Annotated in this window: 24 protein-coding genes; all 24 read left to right on the top strand. The window is 58.9% G+C overall.

What is annotated here, in order from left to right; translation table 11 throughout:
* Window positions 1–5: 5 nt before the first annotated feature.
* The 24 genes from PHT20_RS08245 (at window position 6) to PHT20_RS08130 (ending at window position 18702) form a co-directional block, all read left to right on the top strand.
* A complete protein-coding gene (locus tag PHT20_RS08245) occupies window positions 6–1784 on the top strand; it encodes an integrase (RefSeq protein WP_301020123.1) in 1779 nt (592 codons plus the stop codon).
* A 332-nt stretch (window positions 1785–2116) separates the two neighbouring features.
* On the top strand, window positions 2117–3016 hold the full coding sequence (locus PHT20_RS08240; RefSeq protein ID WP_301020122.1) for an AAA family ATPase: 900 nt from the start codon (window positions 2117–2119) through the stop codon (window positions 3014–3016).
* A 2-nt stretch (window positions 3017–3018) separates the two neighbouring features.
* A complete protein-coding gene (locus tag PHT20_RS08235; RefSeq protein ID WP_301020121.1) occupies window positions 3019–3165 on the top strand; it encodes a hypothetical protein in 147 nt (48 codons plus the stop codon).
* The gene (locus PHT20_RS08230) at window positions 3162–3338 is read left to right on the top strand and encodes a hypothetical protein (RefSeq protein ID WP_301020120.1); all 177 of its coding nucleotides are present in this window, start codon (window positions 3162–3164) and stop codon (window positions 3336–3338) included. The genes PHT20_RS08235 and PHT20_RS08230 overlap by 4 nt, the downstream gene beginning before the upstream one ends.
* Window positions 3335–3949 (top strand): hypothetical protein, encoded by a 615-nt coding sequence (locus PHT20_RS08225; protein ID WP_301020119.1) that lies wholly within the window; start codon window positions 3335–3337, stop codon window positions 3947–3949. Before PHT20_RS08230 ends, PHT20_RS08225 begins: the two co-directional genes overlap by 4 nt.
* Complete coding sequence (locus PHT20_RS08220) at window positions 3946–4383, top strand: hypothetical protein (RefSeq protein WP_301020118.1); 438 nt, start codon at window positions 3946–3948, stop codon at window positions 4381–4383. Before PHT20_RS08225 ends, PHT20_RS08220 begins: the two co-directional genes overlap by 4 nt.
* 39 nt (window positions 4384–4422) lie before the next feature.
* Window positions 4423–5076, top strand: a complete 654-nt coding sequence (locus PHT20_RS08215; RefSeq protein ID WP_301020117.1) for a DUF3164 family protein — start codon at window positions 4423–4425, stop codon at window positions 5074–5076.
* A 2-nt stretch (window positions 5077–5078) separates the two neighbouring features.
* Complete coding sequence (locus PHT20_RS08210) at window positions 5079–5978, top strand: recombination-associated protein RdgC (RefSeq protein WP_301020116.1); 900 nt, start codon at window positions 5079–5081, stop codon at window positions 5976–5978.
* On the top strand, window positions 5975–6208 hold the full coding sequence (locus PHT20_RS08205; protein WP_301020115.1) for a hypothetical protein: 234 nt from the start codon (window positions 5975–5977) through the stop codon (window positions 6206–6208). Before PHT20_RS08210 ends, PHT20_RS08205 begins: the two co-directional genes overlap by 4 nt.
* Window positions 6205–6663, top strand: a complete 459-nt coding sequence (locus PHT20_RS08200; RefSeq protein WP_301020114.1) for a regulatory protein GemA — start codon at window positions 6205–6207, stop codon at window positions 6661–6663. The genes PHT20_RS08205 and PHT20_RS08200 overlap by 4 nt, the downstream gene beginning before the upstream one ends.
* Entirely contained in the window at window positions 6660–7088 is a 429-nt protein-coding gene (locus PHT20_RS08195; RefSeq protein ID WP_301020113.1) for a Mor transcription activator family protein, read from the top strand. Before PHT20_RS08200 ends, PHT20_RS08195 begins: the two co-directional genes overlap by 4 nt.
* Window positions 7089–7152: 64 nt before the next feature.
* Window positions 7153–8172, top strand: a complete 1020-nt coding sequence (locus tag PHT20_RS08190) for a hypothetical protein (RefSeq protein ID WP_301020112.1) — start codon at window positions 7153–7155, stop codon at window positions 8170–8172.
* A 48-nt stretch (window positions 8173–8220) separates the two neighbouring features.
* Window positions 8221–9180 carry a hypothetical protein gene (locus PHT20_RS08185; protein ID WP_301020111.1) on the top strand — a complete coding sequence of 320 codons (960 nt, stop codon included), beginning with the start codon at window positions 8221–8223 and terminating at the stop codon, window positions 9178–9180.
* Window positions 9181–9197: 17 nt separating this feature from the next.
* Entirely contained in the window at window positions 9198–9485 is a 288-nt protein-coding gene (locus PHT20_RS08180) for a hypothetical protein (protein ID WP_301020110.1), read from the top strand.
* A 45-nt stretch (window positions 9486–9530) separates the two neighbouring features.
* A complete protein-coding gene (locus tag PHT20_RS08175) occupies window positions 9531–9911 on the top strand; it encodes a capsid cement protein (protein ID WP_301020109.1) in 381 nt (126 codons plus the stop codon).
* A gap of 18 nt (window positions 9912–9929) precedes the next feature.
* Window positions 9930–10349, top strand: a complete 420-nt coding sequence (locus tag PHT20_RS08170) for a DUF1320 domain-containing protein (RefSeq protein WP_301020108.1) — start codon at window positions 9930–9932, stop codon at window positions 10347–10349.
* Window positions 10346–10774, top strand: coding sequence for a hypothetical protein (locus PHT20_RS08165; RefSeq protein WP_301020107.1), 429 nt, complete (start codon window positions 10346–10348; stop codon window positions 10772–10774). The genes PHT20_RS08170 and PHT20_RS08165 overlap by 4 nt, the downstream gene beginning before the upstream one ends.
* A 1-nt stretch (window position 10775) precedes the next feature.
* Window positions 10776–10964, top strand: a complete 189-nt coding sequence (locus PHT20_RS08160; protein WP_301020106.1) for a hypothetical protein — start codon at window positions 10776–10778, stop codon at window positions 10962–10964.
* A 3-nt stretch (window positions 10965–10967) separates the two neighbouring features.
* A complete protein-coding gene (locus PHT20_RS08155; RefSeq protein ID WP_301020105.1) occupies window positions 10968–11933 on the top strand; it encodes a phage tail tube protein in 966 nt (321 codons plus the stop codon).
* 44 nt (window positions 11934–11977) lie between these two features.
* Window positions 11978–12307: a hypothetical protein gene (locus PHT20_RS08150; protein ID WP_301020104.1), complete on the top strand. Its 330-nt coding sequence runs from the start codon at window positions 11978–11980 to the stop codon at window positions 12305–12307.
* A gap of 68 nt (window positions 12308–12375) precedes the next feature.
* Entirely contained in the window at window positions 12376–12705 is a 330-nt protein-coding gene (locus tag PHT20_RS08145; RefSeq protein ID WP_301020103.1) for a DUF1799 domain-containing protein, read from the top strand.
* Entirely contained in the window at window positions 12702–16748 is a 4047-nt protein-coding gene (locus tag PHT20_RS08140; RefSeq protein WP_301020102.1) for a tape measure protein, read from the top strand. The genes PHT20_RS08145 and PHT20_RS08140 overlap by 4 nt, the downstream gene beginning before the upstream one ends.
* On the top strand, window positions 16745–17653 hold the full coding sequence (locus PHT20_RS08135) for a hypothetical protein (protein ID WP_301020101.1): 909 nt from the start codon (window positions 16745–16747) through the stop codon (window positions 17651–17653). The genes PHT20_RS08140 and PHT20_RS08135 overlap by 4 nt, the downstream gene beginning before the upstream one ends.
* Complete coding sequence (locus PHT20_RS08130; protein ID WP_301020100.1) at window positions 17653–18702, top strand: hypothetical protein; 1050 nt, start codon at window positions 17653–17655, stop codon at window positions 18700–18702. Before PHT20_RS08135 ends, PHT20_RS08130 begins: the two co-directional genes overlap by 1 nt.
* The last annotated feature ends 1 nt before the right edge of the window (window position 18703 follow it).

Genomic DNA, 18703 nt, shown 5'->3' with positions numbered 1-18703 from the left:
CAGCCATGGCACTCAACCCCGCCACCGTCACGCGCCTGGTGCAACTGGCGCAAGCCACTGCCACAGCGCCGCGCGGCCAAAAGCAGGCGCTGTATGCGGCAGCCTGTGCAGAGCTGGGGGTCAGTCTGCCCACCATTCACCGCCACTTGGAGCAAGTCACCGTGAAGCCCACCCGCAAACAGCGCAGCGACGCTGGAGACGTTCAGCTCAGCCGTCTTGATGCCAAGGCCATCAGCGCGCTGCTGATGAGCAGTGCCCGCAAAACCAGCAAACGGCTGATGAGCATTGGTCAGGCTGTGGACATGTTGTCTGCCAATGGCGAAATCAGCCCTTTTGCGCTTGATGCTGAAACCGGCGAACTGGTGCGCCTGAGTGACTCGGCAATAGCCCGCGCCTTGCGCAGCTATGGCATGCATCCAGACCAACTCAACCGGCCAACCCCAGCGGTTGAACTCAAAAGCCTGCACCCCAACCACGTGTGGCAAATTGATGCGTCAATTTGCGTGCTTTATTACCTGAACTCATCCAACCCCAAAGAGGCTGGCTTGCAGGTCATGGCGCATGACAAGTTTTACAAAAACAAACCTGCCAACCTCAAGCGCATTGAGGCCGATCGGGTTTGGAGCTACGAGGTCACCGACCACAACAGCGGCGCCATCTTTGTGAACTATGTGATGGGCGCTGAAAGTGGCACCAATTTGGCTGAGAGCTTCATTGCCGCCATTCAAAAACGCCCAAGCGATCCCATGCATGGCGTGCCTTTCATTTTGATGATGGACATGGGCAGCGCCAACACCAGCGGTCTGTTTGGCAACCTTGCCAGGCGTTTGCAGGTGCAGCTGATCGCTCACGCCCCTGGCAATGCCCGAGCCACTGGCCAGGTGGAAAAGGCCCGCGACCTGATCGAGCGCAGTTTTGAGAGCAGTTTGCGTCTTCAGCCCGTGCGTGACTTGGCTGACCTCAATGCCTGTGCGCAACGCTGGTCATGCTGGTTCAATGCCAACAAGGTTCACACCCGCCATGGCAAAACCCGGTTTGACCAGTGGCTCACCATTGCCCCGGAGCAGTTGCGCATTGCGCCCCCGGCCCCGGTGTGCTTTGCGCTGCTGAGCGAAAAGGTGGAAACCCGCAAGGTCAATGACAACCTGACCGTGTCTTTCAAGGCCGGCACCTATTGTGTGAAGACCGTTCCAGGCGTGATGGTGGGCGAAAAGCTGCTGATCACGGTCAACCCCTATGTGGCCAACGCTGCCCAAGTGGTGCTCAAAGATGCCGATGGCCACGAAACCCTGCACAGCATTCCGTTGCTTGAGAAAGACGATGCCGGTTTCCTGGAGCGCGCTCATGTCATTGGTGAGGAATATGCCCGCCCCGCTGACACCGTACTGGATGTGAACCGCAAAGAGGTGCAGCGCTTTGCCTATGACGCAGCCACGAACGAAGAGGCTGAGTCCAAGCGCAAAGCTGGTGTGGTGCCTTTGGGCGGTCGCATTGACCCGTACAAGGTCATTGAGCAGTCGCCACAACGCCACTACTTGCCCAAAGCGGGCTCAGACATGGTGCCAGCGGTCACCACCAGTCGAACGGTTGCACCCGCGCGGGTTTTGAGCACCTTTGAGGCGGCGCAGGCTTTGGTTGCCATGGGCATGGCCCTGAATGCTGAGCTGATTGCCACGCTCAAAAACCAGTACGCCGACGGCGTGCCCGAAGACCAGCTCAATGCCCTGCATGCCCGCCTGACGGTGCGTGGTGGCTTGCGTGTGGTGAATGGGGGTGTGTTGTGAGCCGCCCGATCAAAGTGACGCCCCAGTTGGTCGAGCGGGTGTTCTTTTTGAAATCCGAGGATGCCACCCACCGACAAATTCCTTTGGCGTTGGGCATTTCCATGAGCACCGTGAAGCAGTTAGTCAACCAGCGCTATGCCAATGGGTTTTTGTCAGGGGGAAAAACCCCCTGCGAGCCGTCAAACCCGCCAGTCGATACCAGCGTAGCCCCAACCCCTGAAAAAGCAACCACAGCCCTTAAAGCAGTGCGCGCCAAAAAGTTGGCCCCAGTGGTCTCGAACACCACTGAGGCCGTTCCCGTAGTCCCAGCTGAAACCGAAAAGGAAGAACCTATGTTATTGCAAAACCAAGCCCTGACCCCTCAGGCGCGAAAACACTTCGGACTGGCACGCAATCCGTTTGTTGACGATGTCCAAAGCACAGACGACGTGTACCAAACGCCCAGCGTGCGATATGTGCGGGCCACACTCATGGATGCGGCTCAGCACCATGGCTTTGTGGCGGTGACTGGCGAAAGTGGTGCTGGCAAGTCAACCCTGGCAGAAGACCTGGAAGAGCGCATCAAGGCCGAGGGGCGCAATGTGATGGTCATTCGCCCCTACGTGCTGGCCATGGAAGCCAGCGACACCAAGGGCAAAACCCTCAAAAGCAGCCACATTGCAGAGGCCATTGCCTACGCGCTGGACCCCAACCTGAAGGTCAAAAGCAGCCCCGAGGCCCGGTTTCGCCAAGTGCACGAGCTGCTGCGCGCCAGCCGCAAGGCAGGCCGCCGCCACCTGCTGGTGATTGAAGAGGCCCACTGCCTGCCCGTGGCCACGCTAAAGCACCTCAAGCGCTTCATTGAACTCAAAGACGGTATGCAGCGCCTGATTGGCGTAGCGCTGATCGGTCAGCCCGAGCTGCGCGAGCGCCTGGGCAGCCAGAACGCAGAGGTGCGTGAGGTTGCCCAGCGCTGCGAAGTGGTTGAGCTGGAGCCACTTGACGCTGAGTTGGAGGGCTACCTGCAGCACAAATTTGCCCGCTTTGATTTGAAGCTTGCCGATGTGTTCAAGCCTGATGCCTTTGATGCCATGAGAGCCAGGCTGATTCATATCCCAAGGGGTGCACGCCCAGGTCAATCACGCAGCCTGTGTTTCCCTCTGGTGGTCAATAACCTGGTGTGTCGCGCCATGAATGCCGCCGCTCAGGCGCATTGGCCACAGGTTGACGCCCAAGTCATCAAAGGATGCTGAGCATGAAAACTTATTCCATTTTGATCACCATGGCCGACGGCTCCCAGGGCCGCTGCCTTGGCATTTACAGCGACGGCTTCACTGCCGTGATTGACGTGATCACCAGCTTCCCAGACGCCAAGCGCATCAGCGTAAGGAGGATTCCATGAGCAAAACAGACCCATCACCACAGCCAACTTACCCCTTTGCACCAGGTGTGATTGATGGCCCACAGCGCCAGCCACTGTCTCTGCAAGGTGTCGTGCTGGCGTGCCTGAAGCTCGCCGTGGTTGCGGGCGCGCTTGGCATGCTGGCAGGCTACCTGATTGAGAGGTTCGCATGACCGATTTGTGTTGCCCAGTGTGTGGCGCTGAGCTGGGGCTTGACCACCTGTTTGTCGATGCCGACAACCGCGCAGCCGTGGCCCGCCTGATTGAAGTGGCCTTGCCCCTGGGTGGGCGGTTGCTGCAATACACCCGTTTGTTTGCCCCGTCCAAGACGCGCCTGACCCAGCGCAAGCAAGTCCGCATCATTTTGCAGCTGCTGCCAGACCTGGAGCGCTGTGCCATCACCCACCGTGGGCGTGATTGGGCGGTGCCGTTGACCATTTGGGCGCAAGGCATTGACCACATGCTGGCCAGCCGCGACGCTGGCAAGCTGGACTTGCCAATGAAGGGGCATGGCTACCTGTACGCCATCTTGGTCAGTCTGGCTGACAAGGTCGAGGCTGGTACCGAGGCCCAGGCTGAAGCCAACAAGCGAACCCCGGTGCTGGCCGCCAGTTACCAGGTGCGTGGTCAGGCCATGCCCATGGGGCAGGCACTGGCGCAGGTGTTTGGAGGCGTTGACCCGGCCTTGGCAAAACTTGATGCCGACGCCCAGAAAGTCGCCCCCATGCCCCAAGCCGTACGCGACAAATTGCAGCAGATTAAAAACAAGATCGCCAAAGCATGACAAACACAAACATCGACGTGCTGCTGCACGTGGCGCAACGTGGCAACTGCACCTTCACAGAGCTGTTCACCAGATTTGCCGAAGGGCTTGAAAGCGAGCCTGACGCTGCCACCCGCTTTCGCAAAAAGTTGAACTACCTCGTGTCTATCCAGAAACTGAAGCGCACCATGCGCGACAAGTCCGCGTGGTATTCACTGGGTGAACTGGCGGGTAAGCCTGGTGCCAGTGCCATTGCCAGACCGGTCATGGCAACCCAGGCTGACGACGCGGTGGCCACGTACCGCCCCATGGCCTCTTATAACCCGGCCGCTCTGGTGCCGCCAAGGCAAAACGACGTGATGCATTGCCCTGCGTATGTCCCACCCAAATGCCCACCCACGCGCACTGGCGCGCTGGACCACAGGCGCCACGCCAGTTACGGCTACCTGTGCTGACCTATTGATCAATTTCCATTTTTAACTGTGAGAGAAACCATGAGCCAAAACGCCCAGCAACCCACCGAGCAACCCGCCTACAGCCAGAGCACCACCCCGGGCTACTGGCAAGACGCCAATGGCAACCTGGTGCCTGAGTCAAAAGTGAAACAGATTGACCAGGTCAGAAACCAAGTTGTCTATGACCTGTGCCGCATGGCCGAGGTCGAATCCCTGGCGCTGCGCACCTTCAAACTGTCGGCCATGGCCGAAATGAGCGCCTTTGTATCCTTGAGCCTGGAGACATATGGCGTGCTCACTGGCGGCACCAAGGGCAATGTCACCCTGTGCAGCTACGACGGTAAATACAAGATCGTGCGCCAGATGCAAGACAAGATTGTGTTTGGCGAGCAGCTCATGGCCGCCAAGGCGCTGATTGACGAGTGTGTGCACGAGTGGGCCGTCAACGCCAGCGACAACATCAAGGCCTTGGTCAACCACGCGTTCCAGACCGACAAAGAGGGCAAGATCAACACGGGCCGGGTGCTGAGCCTGCGCCGCCTCGACATCAAAGACGACAAGTGGCAAGCCGCCATGCAGGCCATTGCCGACAGCATGCAAACCGCCAGCACCAAGCCCTACATCCGCTTTTACAAGCGTGATGACAGCACGCTGGCCTACATACCCATCAACCTTGACATAGCGGCGGTGTGAGCATGATCAAAAACGCGATTCTTTATCGACTGTCATCACTCACACCCCTTTCGGCTGAGGTGATTGAAGCGGGCCTGCAGGCGCACGCTTTTGAGCCATGTGGACCCACTCAAGAAAAATCACATGGTTTTGTGCCGCCACGTGGGCAGGCCCATGGCGCACTGGTTGAGTTGGTGGGTGGCCAGATGGTCATGAAACTGATGACCGAGTCCAAGTCGGTGCCAGCCCCAGTGCTTGGCCGCCTGGTTGATGAAAAGGTGGTGCAGATTCTTCAGAGCACTGGCCGCAAGCCTGGCAAGAAGGAAACCCGTGACCTGAAAGACGATGCGCGCAATGCATTGCTGCCAACTGCGTTCCCGTCGCAAGCAGCCACCTTGATCTGGATTGACCCCGCTGCTGGCTTGCTGGTGGTGGGTGCTTCTGGCCAGCACAAAGCAGACGATGTGGTGACTTGCCTGGTCAGAGCTGTTGAAGGGCTGGCAGTTCGCCTGCTCAACACCCAGGTGTCACCTACTGCGGCCATGGTGGACTGGCTGATGAGCCAGGAAGCGCCGCCAGGCTTCAGTGTGGACCGTGCATGTGAACTCAGGGCCGCTGACGAATCTAAAGCCGTGGTGCGCTACGGCAACCACCGGCTGGACACCGATGAGGTCAAACACCACATTGAAGGCGGCAAGATGCCCACCGAGTTGGCCATGACCTGGAGCGACCGGGTGTCGTTTGTGCTCACCGATGGTCTGCAGCTCAAGCGCATTGCGTTTCTTGAAATGGTTTTTGAAGGTAGCTCAAAGGCTGATTCTGCCGCTGATGGCTTTGATGCCGATGTGGCCATCATGACCGGTGAGTTGGGCAAGCTGATTGTTGACCTGGTGAGTGCGTTGGGTGGGGAGATGTCAGCATGACAGCCGCCGACACACCCCGCCCGGTCAAGCTTCAGGTCAACACCACCGGTGCCTGGCGCAACGTGTTGGACTTTGATTGCGCTGATAGCGTCCGCGTGTTGAATGCCGCCGAGCTGCTGTTCACCGGTTACAAATGCACGCTGCGGGTGATCATCCCCGGCGACACGGCACCCTTGATGACTTGCACGCCTGGTGCTGGCTGGGTGGATTGGGCCAAGAGGTTCAAATGAAATCCGCCCCACGCCAAAACCACCTGGCCGCCATCCACATGGCGCAAAAGGCGCTGGGCCTGAGTGCTGAGGATGCGGTGTCGGTCAAGCTGGCGGTCACTGGCGTGGCCAGCGCTGCCGACATGACCGCGCTGCAACGCAAGCAGTACCTGGCGCACCTGAGTGCACAGCAGGAGCGCGCCGGGCTGATTGCGCCGCGCCCGCAAAAGCGCCCGCATTTGCACCGCACGGTGGACGACGACCAGGACGAACGCTGGGGCAAAGCCCGTGCCCTCTGGCATGCCTTGGCCGCAGCGGGTGTGGTGCGCAGCAACACCGACGCCGCCCTGATGACTTATGTGAAGCGCCAGACCAAGCTGGAGCATTGGCGCTTTCTGAACAGCTACCAGGTCAACGCGGTGATTGAGGCTTTGAAGAAGTGGTGCACGCGCAGTGGTTTGGAGGTGAGTTCATGAGTCAACGCTTTGTGTCAGCATGTGAGTTGGCCGTGCTTGAAGTGCTGCTGCCCCAAGGTTTGACCCCAGACATGCGCGATGTGGCGCAATGCCTGTTTGCTCCCTTGGTACTCAATGACGATCGCTGTGGCCAGTCGGTGTTGGTGCCAGATTGGCAAGCGCAATTGCAAGCGTGGGCAAAAATGGTGCTGATGCAGTTGCAGTACATGGCTGACGAGATTGGCGGTTCGGCCATTTACCTCGCCAAGGGCGTGGCCGTCCATTTGAGTCTGCGTGACCGTCAGATGTGCGCTGAATTCCGGGGCGATTACAAGGTGCTGGCCAGAAAATACGACCGCACTGAAATGCGGGTGCGCCAGATTGTGGATGCCTATCAAAAGGCACAATATCTGCAGCGTCAGCAGGGCTTGCCAGGCTTGGACTAGATCATCGCAAAATAGTAAAACGCTTTAGTTCACCCCTGTCCCCCTTGCCGCAGATCATTGCGGCATGCCTTCAAAACTCCCCCCGCAGATAGAGATTTTCAAGCCCGGTCGTCATGTGGATGACACGGGCACGGCGCACGCCTTCAGCCCCGCTGATGTGGCTGGCATGGCATCAAGCTATGACCCGGCACTGCGCGAAGCACCGCTGTGCATTGGCCACCCCAAAGACAACTTGCCCGCCTATGGCTTGGTGCAAAGCCTGGCCGTGAATGCTGCAGGCAACCTGGCCATGAACACCCATGCGGTCGAGCCCCAGTTTGCCGAGTTGGTGCAGGCCAAGCGTTACGCCAAGCGTAGCGCCAGTTTTTACCCACCCGGCCACCCCAATAACCCCAAGCCTGGTGCTTGGTATTTGCGCCACGTGGCCTTTTTGGGTGCACAGCAGCCGGCCATTGCCGGCCTCAGAGACATTGCGTTTTCTGCCGCCGATGCAGCGGGTTCGGTCAATTTTGCGTTTGACGAGCCGCAAGGCACGGTCAACTTTTCTCAAGCCACCACCCCCCAGATTAACCAGGAGAACCCTATGGACGAAGAACTCAAGGCCCAGCTTGCTGCTGCCCAAAAACAGGCTGCTGACAACGCTGCCGCATTGGCCACAGCGCAAGCCGCCACCAAAAAAGCCACCGACCAACTGGCCCAGTTCGCAGAGGCTGCCACGGCAGCGCGCCATGCGGGCCATGTGTCGTTTGCAGAGGGCGAAGTCAAAGCTGGCCGTTTGTTGCCCAAAGACAAAGGTGCCGCCGTGGTCGTGCTTGATGTGCTGGCCAGCACCCAGTCGGTGCAGTTTTCTGAAGGCGACGCCACCAAAACCGTGACACCCGTGGAATGGCTCAAGGGCTTGATTGCCAGCGCCCGCCCGGTGGTCAGCTTTGGCGAGCATGCGCCTGGTGCTGGTGACAGCGGCCAAGCCAGCCCAGACATGAGCGATGCAGAGGTGGACAAACGCGCCAAAGCCTACGCCCTGCAGCACAAGGTGAATTACGCCGAGGCCTTGAGCGCCGTCACCGCGTCATTCACCGCCTGAGCGCCACCCTGCCAGCCCCACACAACCCCACTTTAAGGAACCGTCGTCATGATGACACCCGCACAAATCCGCCTGAACCAAAACCCCGTCCTGACCAGTTTGCTGCTCGGGCTGGGGCAAGGCACCATGGTGGCCGAAAAGCTTTTCCCACGCCTGCCGCAAGCGCTCAGCTCGGTGGCACTGGCCCAGCTGGGCAGTGAGCGCCTGAAACGTTACAACCTGCGCCGCGCGCCGGGTGCGCCCACCAAGCGTGTGGACATCAAGTTTGACGGCAAGGTGTACCAGGTGAACCAATACGCCGTTGAGGTGCCCATGCCGCGCGAGCTGCTGCGTGAGGCCGACGAGAGCCGCCGCCTCAACGTGAGCAACCACCTGGACGTGAGCAAAATTGCCATGGCCACGGCCAATGACATCCTGGGCCTGGACTACGAGCTGGAAGTGGCCACGCTGGCCACCACCAGCGGCACCTATGCGGGCGGCCATGTGACTGCGCTGGCCGGTGGCACCAAATGGAGTGCAACCACTGGCACGCCTGTCACTGACATCCGTGCCGCTGCCAACGTCATCCGCAAAAAGATCGGCAAACGCCCAAACCGCCTCACCTTGTCGCCAGATGCCAAACTGGCCGCAGAGACCAACCCCGAGATCAAGGGCTACCTGCCCAGCACCCAAATGGGCGTGGCCACGCTGGAGCAGATGGCCAAGATTTTTGAGGTGGATGAGGTGGTGTGTGGTGACGCGGTATGGATCGACGGCACCGACGTGGGCCAGGACGTGTGGGGCAACAACGCCGTGCTGGCCTATGTGCCCAAGATTGGCGGCAATGGCAGCGAGATCAGCCTGGCTGAACCCGGCTTTGGCTTCACCAACGTGATTGAAGGCCACCCGTTTGCCGAGACGCCTTACTACGAGAACGGCTCCAAAAGCTGGATCTATGGTGCCACCTTCGAGCGCCAACCCAACGTGGCTTACAACACCGCCGCGTTCCTGTTCCAGAACCCAAAGTAAACCTGCCAGGAGTAGACATGTCAAAACTGATTGCACTGGTCGCCGTGCTGGCCATTGTCGATGGCAAGCGCCAGGAGTTCGCACCAGGCAGCGAATTGCCCGAGCTGCCTGAGCACGATGTGCGTGAACTCAAGCGCATGGGTGCCATTGAAGACCTGGACGAGACGGCGGCTCAAAATAAGGCAAAAGCCAAGTCGAGCACCCAGGCAAACGCCGATTTTGAAAAAGAGCGCCAAGCCATCCGGGCCATCAGCGATTCGATCGCACCGGCAACGGCTGCCGCCACACCGGCCAAAAAGCGCTGATGCGCCCACTGGTTGATCACCCCCAAAAGTTAACAGGAGCCTCCTATGCCCTCACAAAACAATTCCGGTAAGCAGTACCAAAAAGACGATGCAGTCACCGTGGTGGCCACAGCCACCGTGGCAGCCAACCGCTTTGTCGGTTACGACGGCACCCACGCCACCAGTGCAGGCGGTACACATGATTCACAAGGCATCAGCGAATTTGGCGGCGTGGCCGGTGATGCGCTGTGCGTCATCACCGACTACTCGGGCCTGGTGGAAACCAGTGCTGCCGTGGCCTTTGGCGACTATGTCAAACCTGCTGCCGATGGCTCTGGCATGGCGGCAGTGGGCACGCTCACCGATCATTGCGGCCGTGCGCTGGGCGCGGCCACTGCGGCTGGCCAGTTGATTGAAGTGCAAGTGGTTCGCCACCTGCATGCCTGATAGCTGACTGCCTCAGCCATGACCTACGCTTCCCAATCCGATTTGACTGAGCGCTTTGGCGTTGATGAGCTGGCTCAGCGCAGCAACCGTTTGGACGGCTCGGCCATCGACGCTGGGGTTGTGGCGCGTGCGCTGGCAGATGCAGACGCCGAGATTGACAGTTACCTGGCCACCCGCTATGCCTTGCCACTGGCCAGCACGCCGACAGTGATCAATCGGCTGGCTTGTGACATTGCGCGCTACCGACTGTATGACGATGGCGTAACTGAGGCAGTGCGCCAGCGATTCGAAGATGCACTGGCCCTGCTCAAGAAGTTTTCCAGTGGTGAAGTTCGCTTGGCTGGTTTTGAGGATGTGGCCACCGCAGGCACTGCCATGGTGCACCACAGCTTTGAGCCGCGCCAGATGAGCGCTGACAACCTGCGGGGCTTTGCGTGATGGACCTGAGCCTGATTCAAGCCCGACTCAAGGCCATGCTGATCGGCCTGCGCACCGTCGGCCTGGTGGCCGATCTGGACGCGGCGTTTGGCGGCGCGGTAACCACCCCCAGTGCGTTTGTGCTGCCCTTGGCTGAGACGGGCGAAGGCATTGGGGTGCTTGGGGGCGCTGAACAGCGCTTGACGCACAACTTTGGCGTGGTGCATGTCATCAGCAACAGGCGTGATGTCAAGGGCGGATCGGCCTCACTGGATGACTTGACCCAGCTGCGTGCAAACCTCAAAACAGCCCTGATCGGATGGGTGCCAGATGCCACCAATGGCGAGGCTGTGACTTTTACCAGTGGCCGTCTCCTGAATATGGATGGCGATGGCCGACTTTGGTGGACGGATGAATTTCAACTCAAAGACTATTGGAGTGCCTGACATGGCCGCAAAAAAACCAACCCCTGACGCAACCGCTGCTGACCCGATGGTCGACACCGGCCTCACGCCAGAAAACACCCCTGTGCCAGGCGCCGGTCGCTGGCGGTGGGACGACGCCAATTCAGGCTGGGTGGACGTTGATGCGCCCGCGCCGGCACCCGACACCCAAACCGTTCAACTCCCGGAGTAACCCATGCCACGTTTCATCAAAAAAACCGTCATCCTCGCCAAGATTGAGGCCGTGCCTGGCACAGATGCCGCACCCACGGGCGCGCTCAACGCCATCAAAGCGTTTGACATGTCCATCACACCGCTGGAGATGTCATCCATCAACCTGCCGTTCATGGCTTCCTGGTTTGGTGCTGCCGTGTCGCTGCCAGGTGCAGCGTACAGCAAGTGCACTTTCTCTGTGGCGTTTTCAGGGGCGGGTGCCGCCGCCACCGCCCCTGCTTGGGGGGCGTTGCTGGTGGGCAGCGCACATGCGGAGACCACAGGCCTGGTTGCGCCGAACCGTGTTGAGTACTTGCCCGCAACAGATGGCCTCAAGACCATGACGATCTACTGGCATGACGATGGGTTGTTGCACAAGATGGTTGGTGCCATGGGCATGCCAAAGCTGTCGGCCAAGTCTGGCGATGTGGCCAAACTCACCTTTGATTTCATTGGCCTGGAGTCCACGCCCACGGCGGTTGGCAATGCAACGCCCGTGCTCACCGCCTGGAAAGATCCGGTGGCCATCGTCAAGGCCAATGTCACCGACATTCAGCTGGCCTGCACCTATGCCACTGGCGCGCTCAGCGGTGGCACCAGTTACAACACCAGCGGGCTCACGCTCGACTGGGGCAATGTGGTGGAATTCAATCCGCTGCTGAGCACTGAAGATGTCAGCATGAGTGATCGCAAGATCAAAGGCACCTTCAGCGCCGCCATGACTGCGGCGCAAGAGGCGGCCATGATCGCCGCCATCAAGACTGGCACCACGCAGGGCCTGGGCTTTGTCATTGGCAACACCAGTGGCAACAAGCTGATGCTGCACGCCTCTGCCATGCGGCTCAAAACACACAAAAAAGAAGAGATCAAAGGCCAGCGCATGGTGGGCTTTGACTTTGAGCTGGACCCGGTCGCCGGTAATGACGAGTTGCGCATCGTCAGCCTGTAAGCCCTGTCCTGCACCCTGCAATCCATTTTTTAGAGATTTTTCAAATGTTCAAAACAGCCGTTGGCGATGTCGTGAAATTCCAAGTGAAGTTCACTTTGAAAGAAGGTTTGGTGAACAAGCAGTTTTCCTTTTTGCTCACTGGCACCAGGCAAGACCAGGAGTACTTTGATGCTCAAACTGACAAGACAGTGAAGGAGGTGCTGATTGAGAACATCACAGACTGGGCCGATCAGCGCCTGATCCTGCTTGAAAACAATGAGCCTGCACCCTACAGCCAGGAGGCCATGGAGTACCTGTCGAAAAAGCATGCCACCGTCATTGGCTTGTTCTGGTCATCGTATTTGCGCGAGTGTGGGTGTAAAGAAAAAAACTAGCGCTGGGGGTTCGGCTCTGGGCCAGTGGCCAGCTAGAAACCCCCACGGACGCTGACGATGCCGATGAGGTGTTGGATGCATCCGCTGCAGTGTTTGGCCTGCGGATCGAGGAGCCCGAAGAAGAAAAGAGGCCTGACCATGACACCTTTTTTCTCTGGCCTTGTAACGTGCAACTCTGGAGCCTGTGGTGGCGCATTCAGACGCAGTGGGTTGTGGACGATGGCCGAAAAAGTGGCCTCAACTACGAATCGGTCATCAAGTACCTCAAGGAAGTGGTCCGCATCCGGCCACGCAAGATGCCAGAGGTATTTTGCTGTTTGCAAGCCATGGAGCGTGCTGCCATTGATGAGTGGGACAAGCAACGCGCCGAAAGACAAGAAACGCAAACACGATCATGAATGAAGTCAAGCTCAAATTCGCCATTGAAGGTGGCCAGGTCGTCAGCGCCACGATTGATGGTGTGACGACGCGCCTGGACAAGCTTGACCAGGGTGCCAGGGCGGCATCGGTCGGCGCTGGCACTCTGAAAACTGAGTTGTCATCCATGCATCTGATCAGCAAAACTGTGATCGGATCTCTGTCTGGCATCGCCGGTGGGCTGTCTGTTGTGGCGGTCGCGGCCAAAGCCATTTCTGTCCAGCGTGAATTTGATGTCTTGAATTCAAGCCTGATCACGGTCACTGGGTCGAGCATGAAAGCCGCGCAGGAGTTCGAGTGGATCAAGCGTTTTGCGGCCACCACACCCTATCAACTCAACGAAGTCACGGGCGCATTCGTCAAGATGAAGGCGCTGGGTCTGGATGCCTCTGAAAAAGCCCTGACCAGCTACGGCAACACCGCCAGTGCAATGGGCAAAGGCATTAATCAGATGATCGAGGCGGTGGCCGATGCATCGACTGGCGAGTTTGAGCGGTTGAAAGAATTCGGTATCAAGGCCAAACAAAACGGCGACCAGGTCAGCCTGACATTCCAGGGGGTGACTACCAGCATTGGCAACAATGCGGCTGAGATCACTCAGTATTTGCAGCAAATTGGTGATGGTGAGTTTGCTGGTGCGATGCAAGAGCGTGCCAAGACGCTGGATGGCGCCATCAGCAATCTGGCTGATAACTGGGATGAGTTGTTTCGCACGGTTAACCAAAATGCCATCGGGCCCGTCATTTATGACAGTGTGACGCTGGCATCAAAAGCGATTTCAGATGCCATCACCGTCGTGAATTCCATGAGCTCCGCTGCCGCAGCCAACGCAAAGGCGACAGGAGCCATGGCCACCGTGCAAGAAGCGCTGGCTACCACCTTTGAAACAGTGGCTGTTTTGGGTGTCAACGTCAAATACGTGCTGACGCAAGTGGGTGACGAAATCGGTGGAGTGGCCGCGCGAGCTGTGCAAATCCTGCAAGGTAATTTTGCAGGCGCAGCCGCCATCAGATCAAGCATGGTTGCTGACGCCAAAGCTGCCCGCGTTGAAATTGATGCAACAACCACCCGAATTCTGGGTGCCAGAGCGGCCGTTACTGCAGCTGCCAGTGTCAATGCCACTGCCAGCGCCCGTCTTGCCCGCCAGGGTGTGGTGGATGCCGATATCACCGTGGCCGCCAATGATAAGGTGGCGACAAGTGTCCAAAAAGTGTCGGCTGTACAAAAAGAAGCCAACCGCATCATGCTGGCCAACGCCGCAGCTCACACCAAAGTGGTCGATGCAGCCATTGCTGCAGACGAAAAAGCGCACCAGTTGGTCAATGACCAAATCAAAACTGGCCGCACCCTGCTTGAGCAAATTGAGTTTGAAACGCAGTTGCTCAGCATGAACACTGAACAACGTGCCATTGCGACAGTAGAGCGGGAGCTTGAGCGCCAAGGCATTGTCAAAGGCACATTGGCTTACGACGCATACATTGAACAGCTTCGCAAAGCGGTCTCTATCAAGGCGGAAAAAGAATCAGGCATCAAGGCTGCAGATGACTTGGCCAAAGCCAATCAAACCGCCGCCGAAGCCTCTGGCAAATACTGGGAAGACGCGCTTATGCGGGCTTTCGAGTCTGGCAAAGGCTTTTTCGAGTCGCTTTGGGACACCATCAAAAACACCCTCAAGACCCAAATCCTCAAAGTGAGCATTCAGGGCGTGATGGGTGGCTTGGGCGTAGGTGCGGCAGGCGCTGCCACGGCGGGTGAGTCAGGCGGGAATTTGCTCGGTACGGCTGGCAACTTGAGCAGTCTTTACAACACTGTGTCTGGCGGGCTGAACCTTGCATCCACCGCAGGCACCTACATCGCCACAAACGCCACAAACCTGACACTTGGGCAATTCGGTGCGGGGATGATGAACACATCCAGCATGGCCGCTGCACAGGCCGCTGCCCAAGCTGGTGGTGCTCAAGCTGCGGGCCTTGTGGTCGGCAGTTTTGCCAACGGAATTGCCGGGTATGGCATTTCAAAAGCCCTCAGCGGTGGCTACGAGCTGGGCAGCGTCAACACCATTGCAGGAATTGCCAGCATGATCCCTGGCGTTGGCCCATTGGCAGGTGTTGTGGGGGGCATTGTTAACCGCGCCTTTGGTTCTGGCCCGCTTGAAATGACAGGCCAAGGCACTCGCGGCACGTTTGGTGCAGACGGCTTCACCGGCACAAATTACGCCAACTTCCACCGCGATGGCGGCTGGTTCAGCGGGGACACTGACACCACCGACTACAGCCCGATCGACACAGCCACAAATCAAGCCTGGAGCGATGCCTTTGCGGGTGTCAAAACCAGCATGTCGGGCATGGCGACCACCCTTGGTCATGCCACCACCAGCATCACCGCTTACGCCAAGGCTGTGGACATTGCCGCTGGCACCACCGCAGAGCAAATGACGGCCATCTTCACGGGCATGGCTGATGACATGGCCGTGGCCACCGCACCAGGTATCACTGCCTTAGCCAAGGTGGGCGAGACTGCCAGCGTCACTATGAGCCGTTTGGCCACATCGTTCACCACCGCAAACGCTTGGCTTGGCAGGCTGCAAGACACCCTGTTTGACGTGGGCTTGGCGGGCGCTGACTCTGCCAGCAAATTGGCTGACGCTTTCGGCGGCCTTGATGCGCTTTCGGCAAGCTCCAAAGCCTATTACGACCTGTTTTACACAGACGCTGAACGCCTCGCGCAAACCAGCACAGATGTTGCCAAAGGCTTGGCACTGGTCAATGTGACCATGCCTGGCACAAAGGACGCTTTCCGCAGTGTTGTCACAGGCCTTGATCTGACCACTGACGCTGGCCGCAACGCCTATGCGGTCATGCTTGCACTGGCCCCAGAGTTTGCAACCGTGGCAGACGCTGCCGCAGCAGCAGTAAAAACCCTGACAGCTGCCCTGACCGACACCGCCAAAACTGGCGCAGACGATGCCATGAGCGCCCTTGAGCGTGCGGTTGACGCGCAGCGCCTGATCTACCAAGCCCAGGCCGATGCCGCAGAGTCTGCCGTGTCCGAGTTGCAGGGCATTTTCGACACGCTCGACAGCAGCATCAAGACCCTTTACGGCCAAGTGGACAGCGCCCAAAGTGCAGCCACCGGGCGGGCGTTCATTGACACCGCCTTGTCAACCGCACAGGCCACCGGCTACCTCCCAGACGGCGCAGACCTGAGCGCAGCCATCTCCGCTGCGGTGGGCGATGCCACCGTGTACGCTACCCAAGCTGAGTCTGACTTTCAAAAGCTGGCCCTGGCTGGCACCTTGGGTAGCCTCAAAACGCTCAGTGGTGATCAACTCACCACCGCAGAAAAACAACTCGCCCTCAGCAAAGACCAACTCACCCGCCTGGACGACACCCTGAGCCTTGCCCAGCAGCAGCTTGACGCGGCCAATGGCATCAACACCAGCGTGTTGAGCGTGGCTGACGCGGTGGCCAACCTTGCATCATCTCTGTCACTGTTCGACCGCACCAGCGCAGCGGTGGCAGCGGGTGGCACCGTGCCACTGCCTGAAAACGCCAGCACCATCTATGCTGGCATGGGCGACGACATCCGCACCATCCAAGACTTGTACTCTGTCAACCTTGGCCGTGTTGCCGACCCAGAGGGTTTGGCCAACTGGACGGCGCAATTCATGGGCGACGGGGTGATTGACGCGGCTGAAAAACAAACCTTCGCCCTGGCTGCTATGCCAGAGTACAAGGCCAAATACGGCTTTGCCGTGGGCATCAACCGCGTGCCCTACGACATGACAGCTCGCATTCACGCCGACGAAGCTGTGGTACCAGCCGCGTTCAACCCATTCAACCCCAACGCACGCCAAAACGGCATAGGCGGCAATACCGAGCGCCTTGAAGCATTAGTTGAAGTGCTGGTGAAAACCAACGAGCGCCTTGAAACACGCCTTGCTGCTATCGAGGGCAGCAGCCAGCGCACCGCCGATGCCACCAATGGCCGAGGCGAAATGGCCATGTTAATGGAGGCCGTATGAACATCATTTCCCCCATCACCATCACCTCAGCCATGATGACTAGCTCGCTTGCAGAGGACACCACCGCCGCTTGGGTATCAGGCACCACCTACGCGGTGGGAGACTATTGCCACGTGGTTGCCACACACCGGGTCTACAAATGCGCAGTGGCGGGTGTCAGCAGCACCAGCCCAGAGCTTGCACCAACCGTGTGGGTGGACACGCGCCCAACAAACAAGTGGGCACCGTTTGACATTTACACCAACACCGCCGCCTCCACTGTCACCAGCCTGACCTACGTACTGACACCTGGCTATTTCAACGCCATCGCGCTGTACGGTCTGACCGGCTCACAGTACAGCTTGACCGTCAAAGACACCGCTGGCGGCACCGTCATCTACACCCGCAGCGGTTATTTGTACGAGGCCCCGCTGGGCTGGTACGAGTACCTTTTTGGTGCAGTCAAGCCCGTTGACAAGCTGATTTTTACCGACATCCCGATCAGGCCAGACGCTGAGATGACGCTGACCATCACCGCCGCCACGGGTGCGGCTGTGGGCGTTGGCATGATCGTGATGGGCGACTACGTTTCGCTCGCTGGCACGGGCGAGTGGGGCGGTGTGCAGTACGGGGCCAGCGCAGAGCCTGTCACCTACAGCTACATCAAAACCAATGATGACGGCACCACCAGCATCGTCAAACGCCACGCTGCCACCAACCTGCGGCTGACCATCGCCATGCCAAGGGCTGAGGCCGACGCTGTTTTGCAGAGCGTACAGCGCGTGCTGGATGTGCCCGTGGCTTGGATCGCCACCAACGCCCAGGGCTACGCCGGGCTGACCACATTCGGCCTTGGCTCTGGCTCCATGAGCTACGACTCCTTTGGCATCGCAAATCTTTCAATCACCGTAAAGGGCCTCGTGTAATGACCACCACACCACCCAGCATCACGGCGCTGCCCACCGCGCCTGATCCCAATGACCGCACCACGTTCAACGCCAGGGCCTACCCGTGGAGCGCGGCGCTGCCTGCCTTTGGCACTGAGGTTTCTGCGGTTGCTGCCAACGTCAAGGCCAATGCTGACGAAGCCGCTGCAAGCGCTGTTGCCGCAACTGAACAAGCAGCGTTATCCGCAGCAGATGTTGCGCTAACGCACGACGACGCTGTGGCCACTGCTGCTGACAGAGTGCAAACAGGCCTAGACGCAAGCACCGCAAGCACCGCAGCCATTGCCGCAAGCAAATTAAACCTGGGCAGCAAAACCAGCGCCCCAAGCCTTGACAACCAAGGCGCAGCGCTGCTGGCAGGCGCGACCTACTACGACACCACACTCAGCCTTTGGCGGGTGTGGTCTGGCACGGCTTGGGCGGAAGGTATCAGCGCTGTTGCAGGTGTCTCCAGCATCAACGGCATGACTGGCAACGTCGTCCTGCCACCCACGCAATCTGTCGCCTACGACTCACGCGCCACCCTGCGAAGCCAAACGCCTGCTGCGGGTGATCAGGCCATTGTCAAAGACCTTGGGCTTTTTGTGTGGGAAGCCGCTAGCACCGAGCCTGACGATGATGAGTCATGCTTTTCCACGGCTGATGGCTGCTGGCTTCTGCAAGCCGCCTCTTGGGACTTGGTTGACGCGTGGCAAGCACCAGACCTGCAAGCGCAGACTGATGATGACGAGGATGAGCCTCTGCGCTTTGCCAGCAGCTTTGCCAGCAAGGTCATTCGACAGACCTACACAAACACCATATCCAGTGCGTCTACTACGCCAGTGACGCAGGTGGTCAGCGTGCAGGGTGCGTCTATCGGTGACGCTGTGGTGATCACACGCCCCAGCGTGTCTGCCAGCAACCCACAGGGCAACGTGTTTGGCATCGTCACAGCAGCCAACACTGTCACGGTGTACTACGGGTCGGGCTACAGCACCACATATTTCCAGACCACAGGCTTGTGGATCATCACCGTCATCAAATCTTAAA

This window comes from Rhodoferax sp. (assembly GCF_028715765.1).
Taxonomy (GTDB): Bacteria; Pseudomonadota; Gammaproteobacteria; order Burkholderiales; family Burkholderiaceae_C; genus Rhodoferax.
The sequence above is the reverse complement of the archived record's forward strand: the minus strand, read 5'-3'. Positions and strand labels throughout refer to the sequence as shown.

Excerpts from the sequence above, each read along its gene's own strand:
- PHT20_RS08245 (WP_301020123.1), top strand. The coding sequence starts at position 6 with ATGGCACTCAACCCCGCCACCGTCACGCGCCTGGTGCAACTGGCGCAA.
- PHT20_RS08240 (WP_301020122.1), top strand. The coding sequence starts at position 2,117 with ATGTTATTGCAAAACCAAGCCCTGACCCCTCAGGCGCGAAAACACTTC.
- PHT20_RS08235 (WP_301020121.1), top strand. The coding sequence starts at position 3,019 with ATGAAAACTTATTCCATTTTGATCACCATGGCCGACGGCTCCCAGGGC.
- PHT20_RS08230 (WP_301020120.1), top strand. The coding sequence starts at position 3,162 with ATGAGCAAAACAGACCCATCACCACAGCCAACTTACCCCTTTGCACCA.
- PHT20_RS08225 (WP_301020119.1), top strand. The coding sequence starts at position 3,335 with ATGACCGATTTGTGTTGCCCAGTGTGTGGCGCTGAGCTGGGGCTTGAC.
- PHT20_RS08220 (WP_301020118.1), top strand. The coding sequence starts at position 3,946 with ATGACAAACACAAACATCGACGTGCTGCTGCACGTGGCGCAACGTGGC.
- PHT20_RS08215 (WP_301020117.1), top strand. The coding sequence starts at position 4,423 with ATGAGCCAAAACGCCCAGCAACCCACCGAGCAACCCGCCTACAGCCAG.
- PHT20_RS08210 (WP_301020116.1), top strand. The coding sequence starts at position 5,079 with ATGATCAAAAACGCGATTCTTTATCGACTGTCATCACTCACACCCCTT.
- PHT20_RS08205 (WP_301020115.1), top strand. The coding sequence starts at position 5,975 with ATGACAGCCGCCGACACACCCCGCCCGGTCAAGCTTCAGGTCAACACC.
- PHT20_RS08200 (WP_301020114.1), top strand. The coding sequence starts at position 6,205 with ATGAAATCCGCCCCACGCCAAAACCACCTGGCCGCCATCCACATGGCG.
- PHT20_RS08195 (WP_301020113.1), top strand. The coding sequence starts at position 6,660 with ATGAGTCAACGCTTTGTGTCAGCATGTGAGTTGGCCGTGCTTGAAGTG.
- PHT20_RS08190 (WP_301020112.1), top strand. The coding sequence starts at position 7,153 with ATGCCTTCAAAACTCCCCCCGCAGATAGAGATTTTCAAGCCCGGTCGT.
- PHT20_RS08185 (WP_301020111.1), top strand. The coding sequence starts at position 8,221 with ATGATGACACCCGCACAAATCCGCCTGAACCAAAACCCCGTCCTGACC.
- PHT20_RS08180 (WP_301020110.1), top strand. The coding sequence starts at position 9,198 with ATGTCAAAACTGATTGCACTGGTCGCCGTGCTGGCCATTGTCGATGGC.
- PHT20_RS08175 (WP_301020109.1), top strand. The coding sequence starts at position 9,531 with ATGCCCTCACAAAACAATTCCGGTAAGCAGTACCAAAAAGACGATGCA.
- PHT20_RS08170 (WP_301020108.1), top strand. The coding sequence starts at position 9,930 with ATGACCTACGCTTCCCAATCCGATTTGACTGAGCGCTTTGGCGTTGAT.
- PHT20_RS08160 (WP_301020106.1), top strand. The coding sequence starts at position 10,776 with ATGGCCGCAAAAAAACCAACCCCTGACGCAACCGCTGCTGACCCGATG.
- PHT20_RS08155 (WP_301020105.1), top strand. The coding sequence starts at position 10,968 with ATGCCACGTTTCATCAAAAAAACCGTCATCCTCGCCAAGATTGAGGCC.
- PHT20_RS08150 (WP_301020104.1), top strand. The coding sequence starts at position 11,978 with ATGTTCAAAACAGCCGTTGGCGATGTCGTGAAATTCCAAGTGAAGTTC.
- PHT20_RS08140 (WP_301020102.1), top strand. The coding sequence starts at position 12,702 with ATGAATGAAGTCAAGCTCAAATTCGCCATTGAAGGTGGCCAGGTCGTC.
- PHT20_RS08135 (WP_301020101.1), top strand. The coding sequence starts at position 16,745 with ATGAACATCATTTCCCCCATCACCATCACCTCAGCCATGATGACTAGC.
- PHT20_RS08130 (WP_301020100.1), top strand. The coding sequence starts at position 17,653 with ATGACCACCACACCACCCAGCATCACGGCGCTGCCCACCGCGCCTGAT.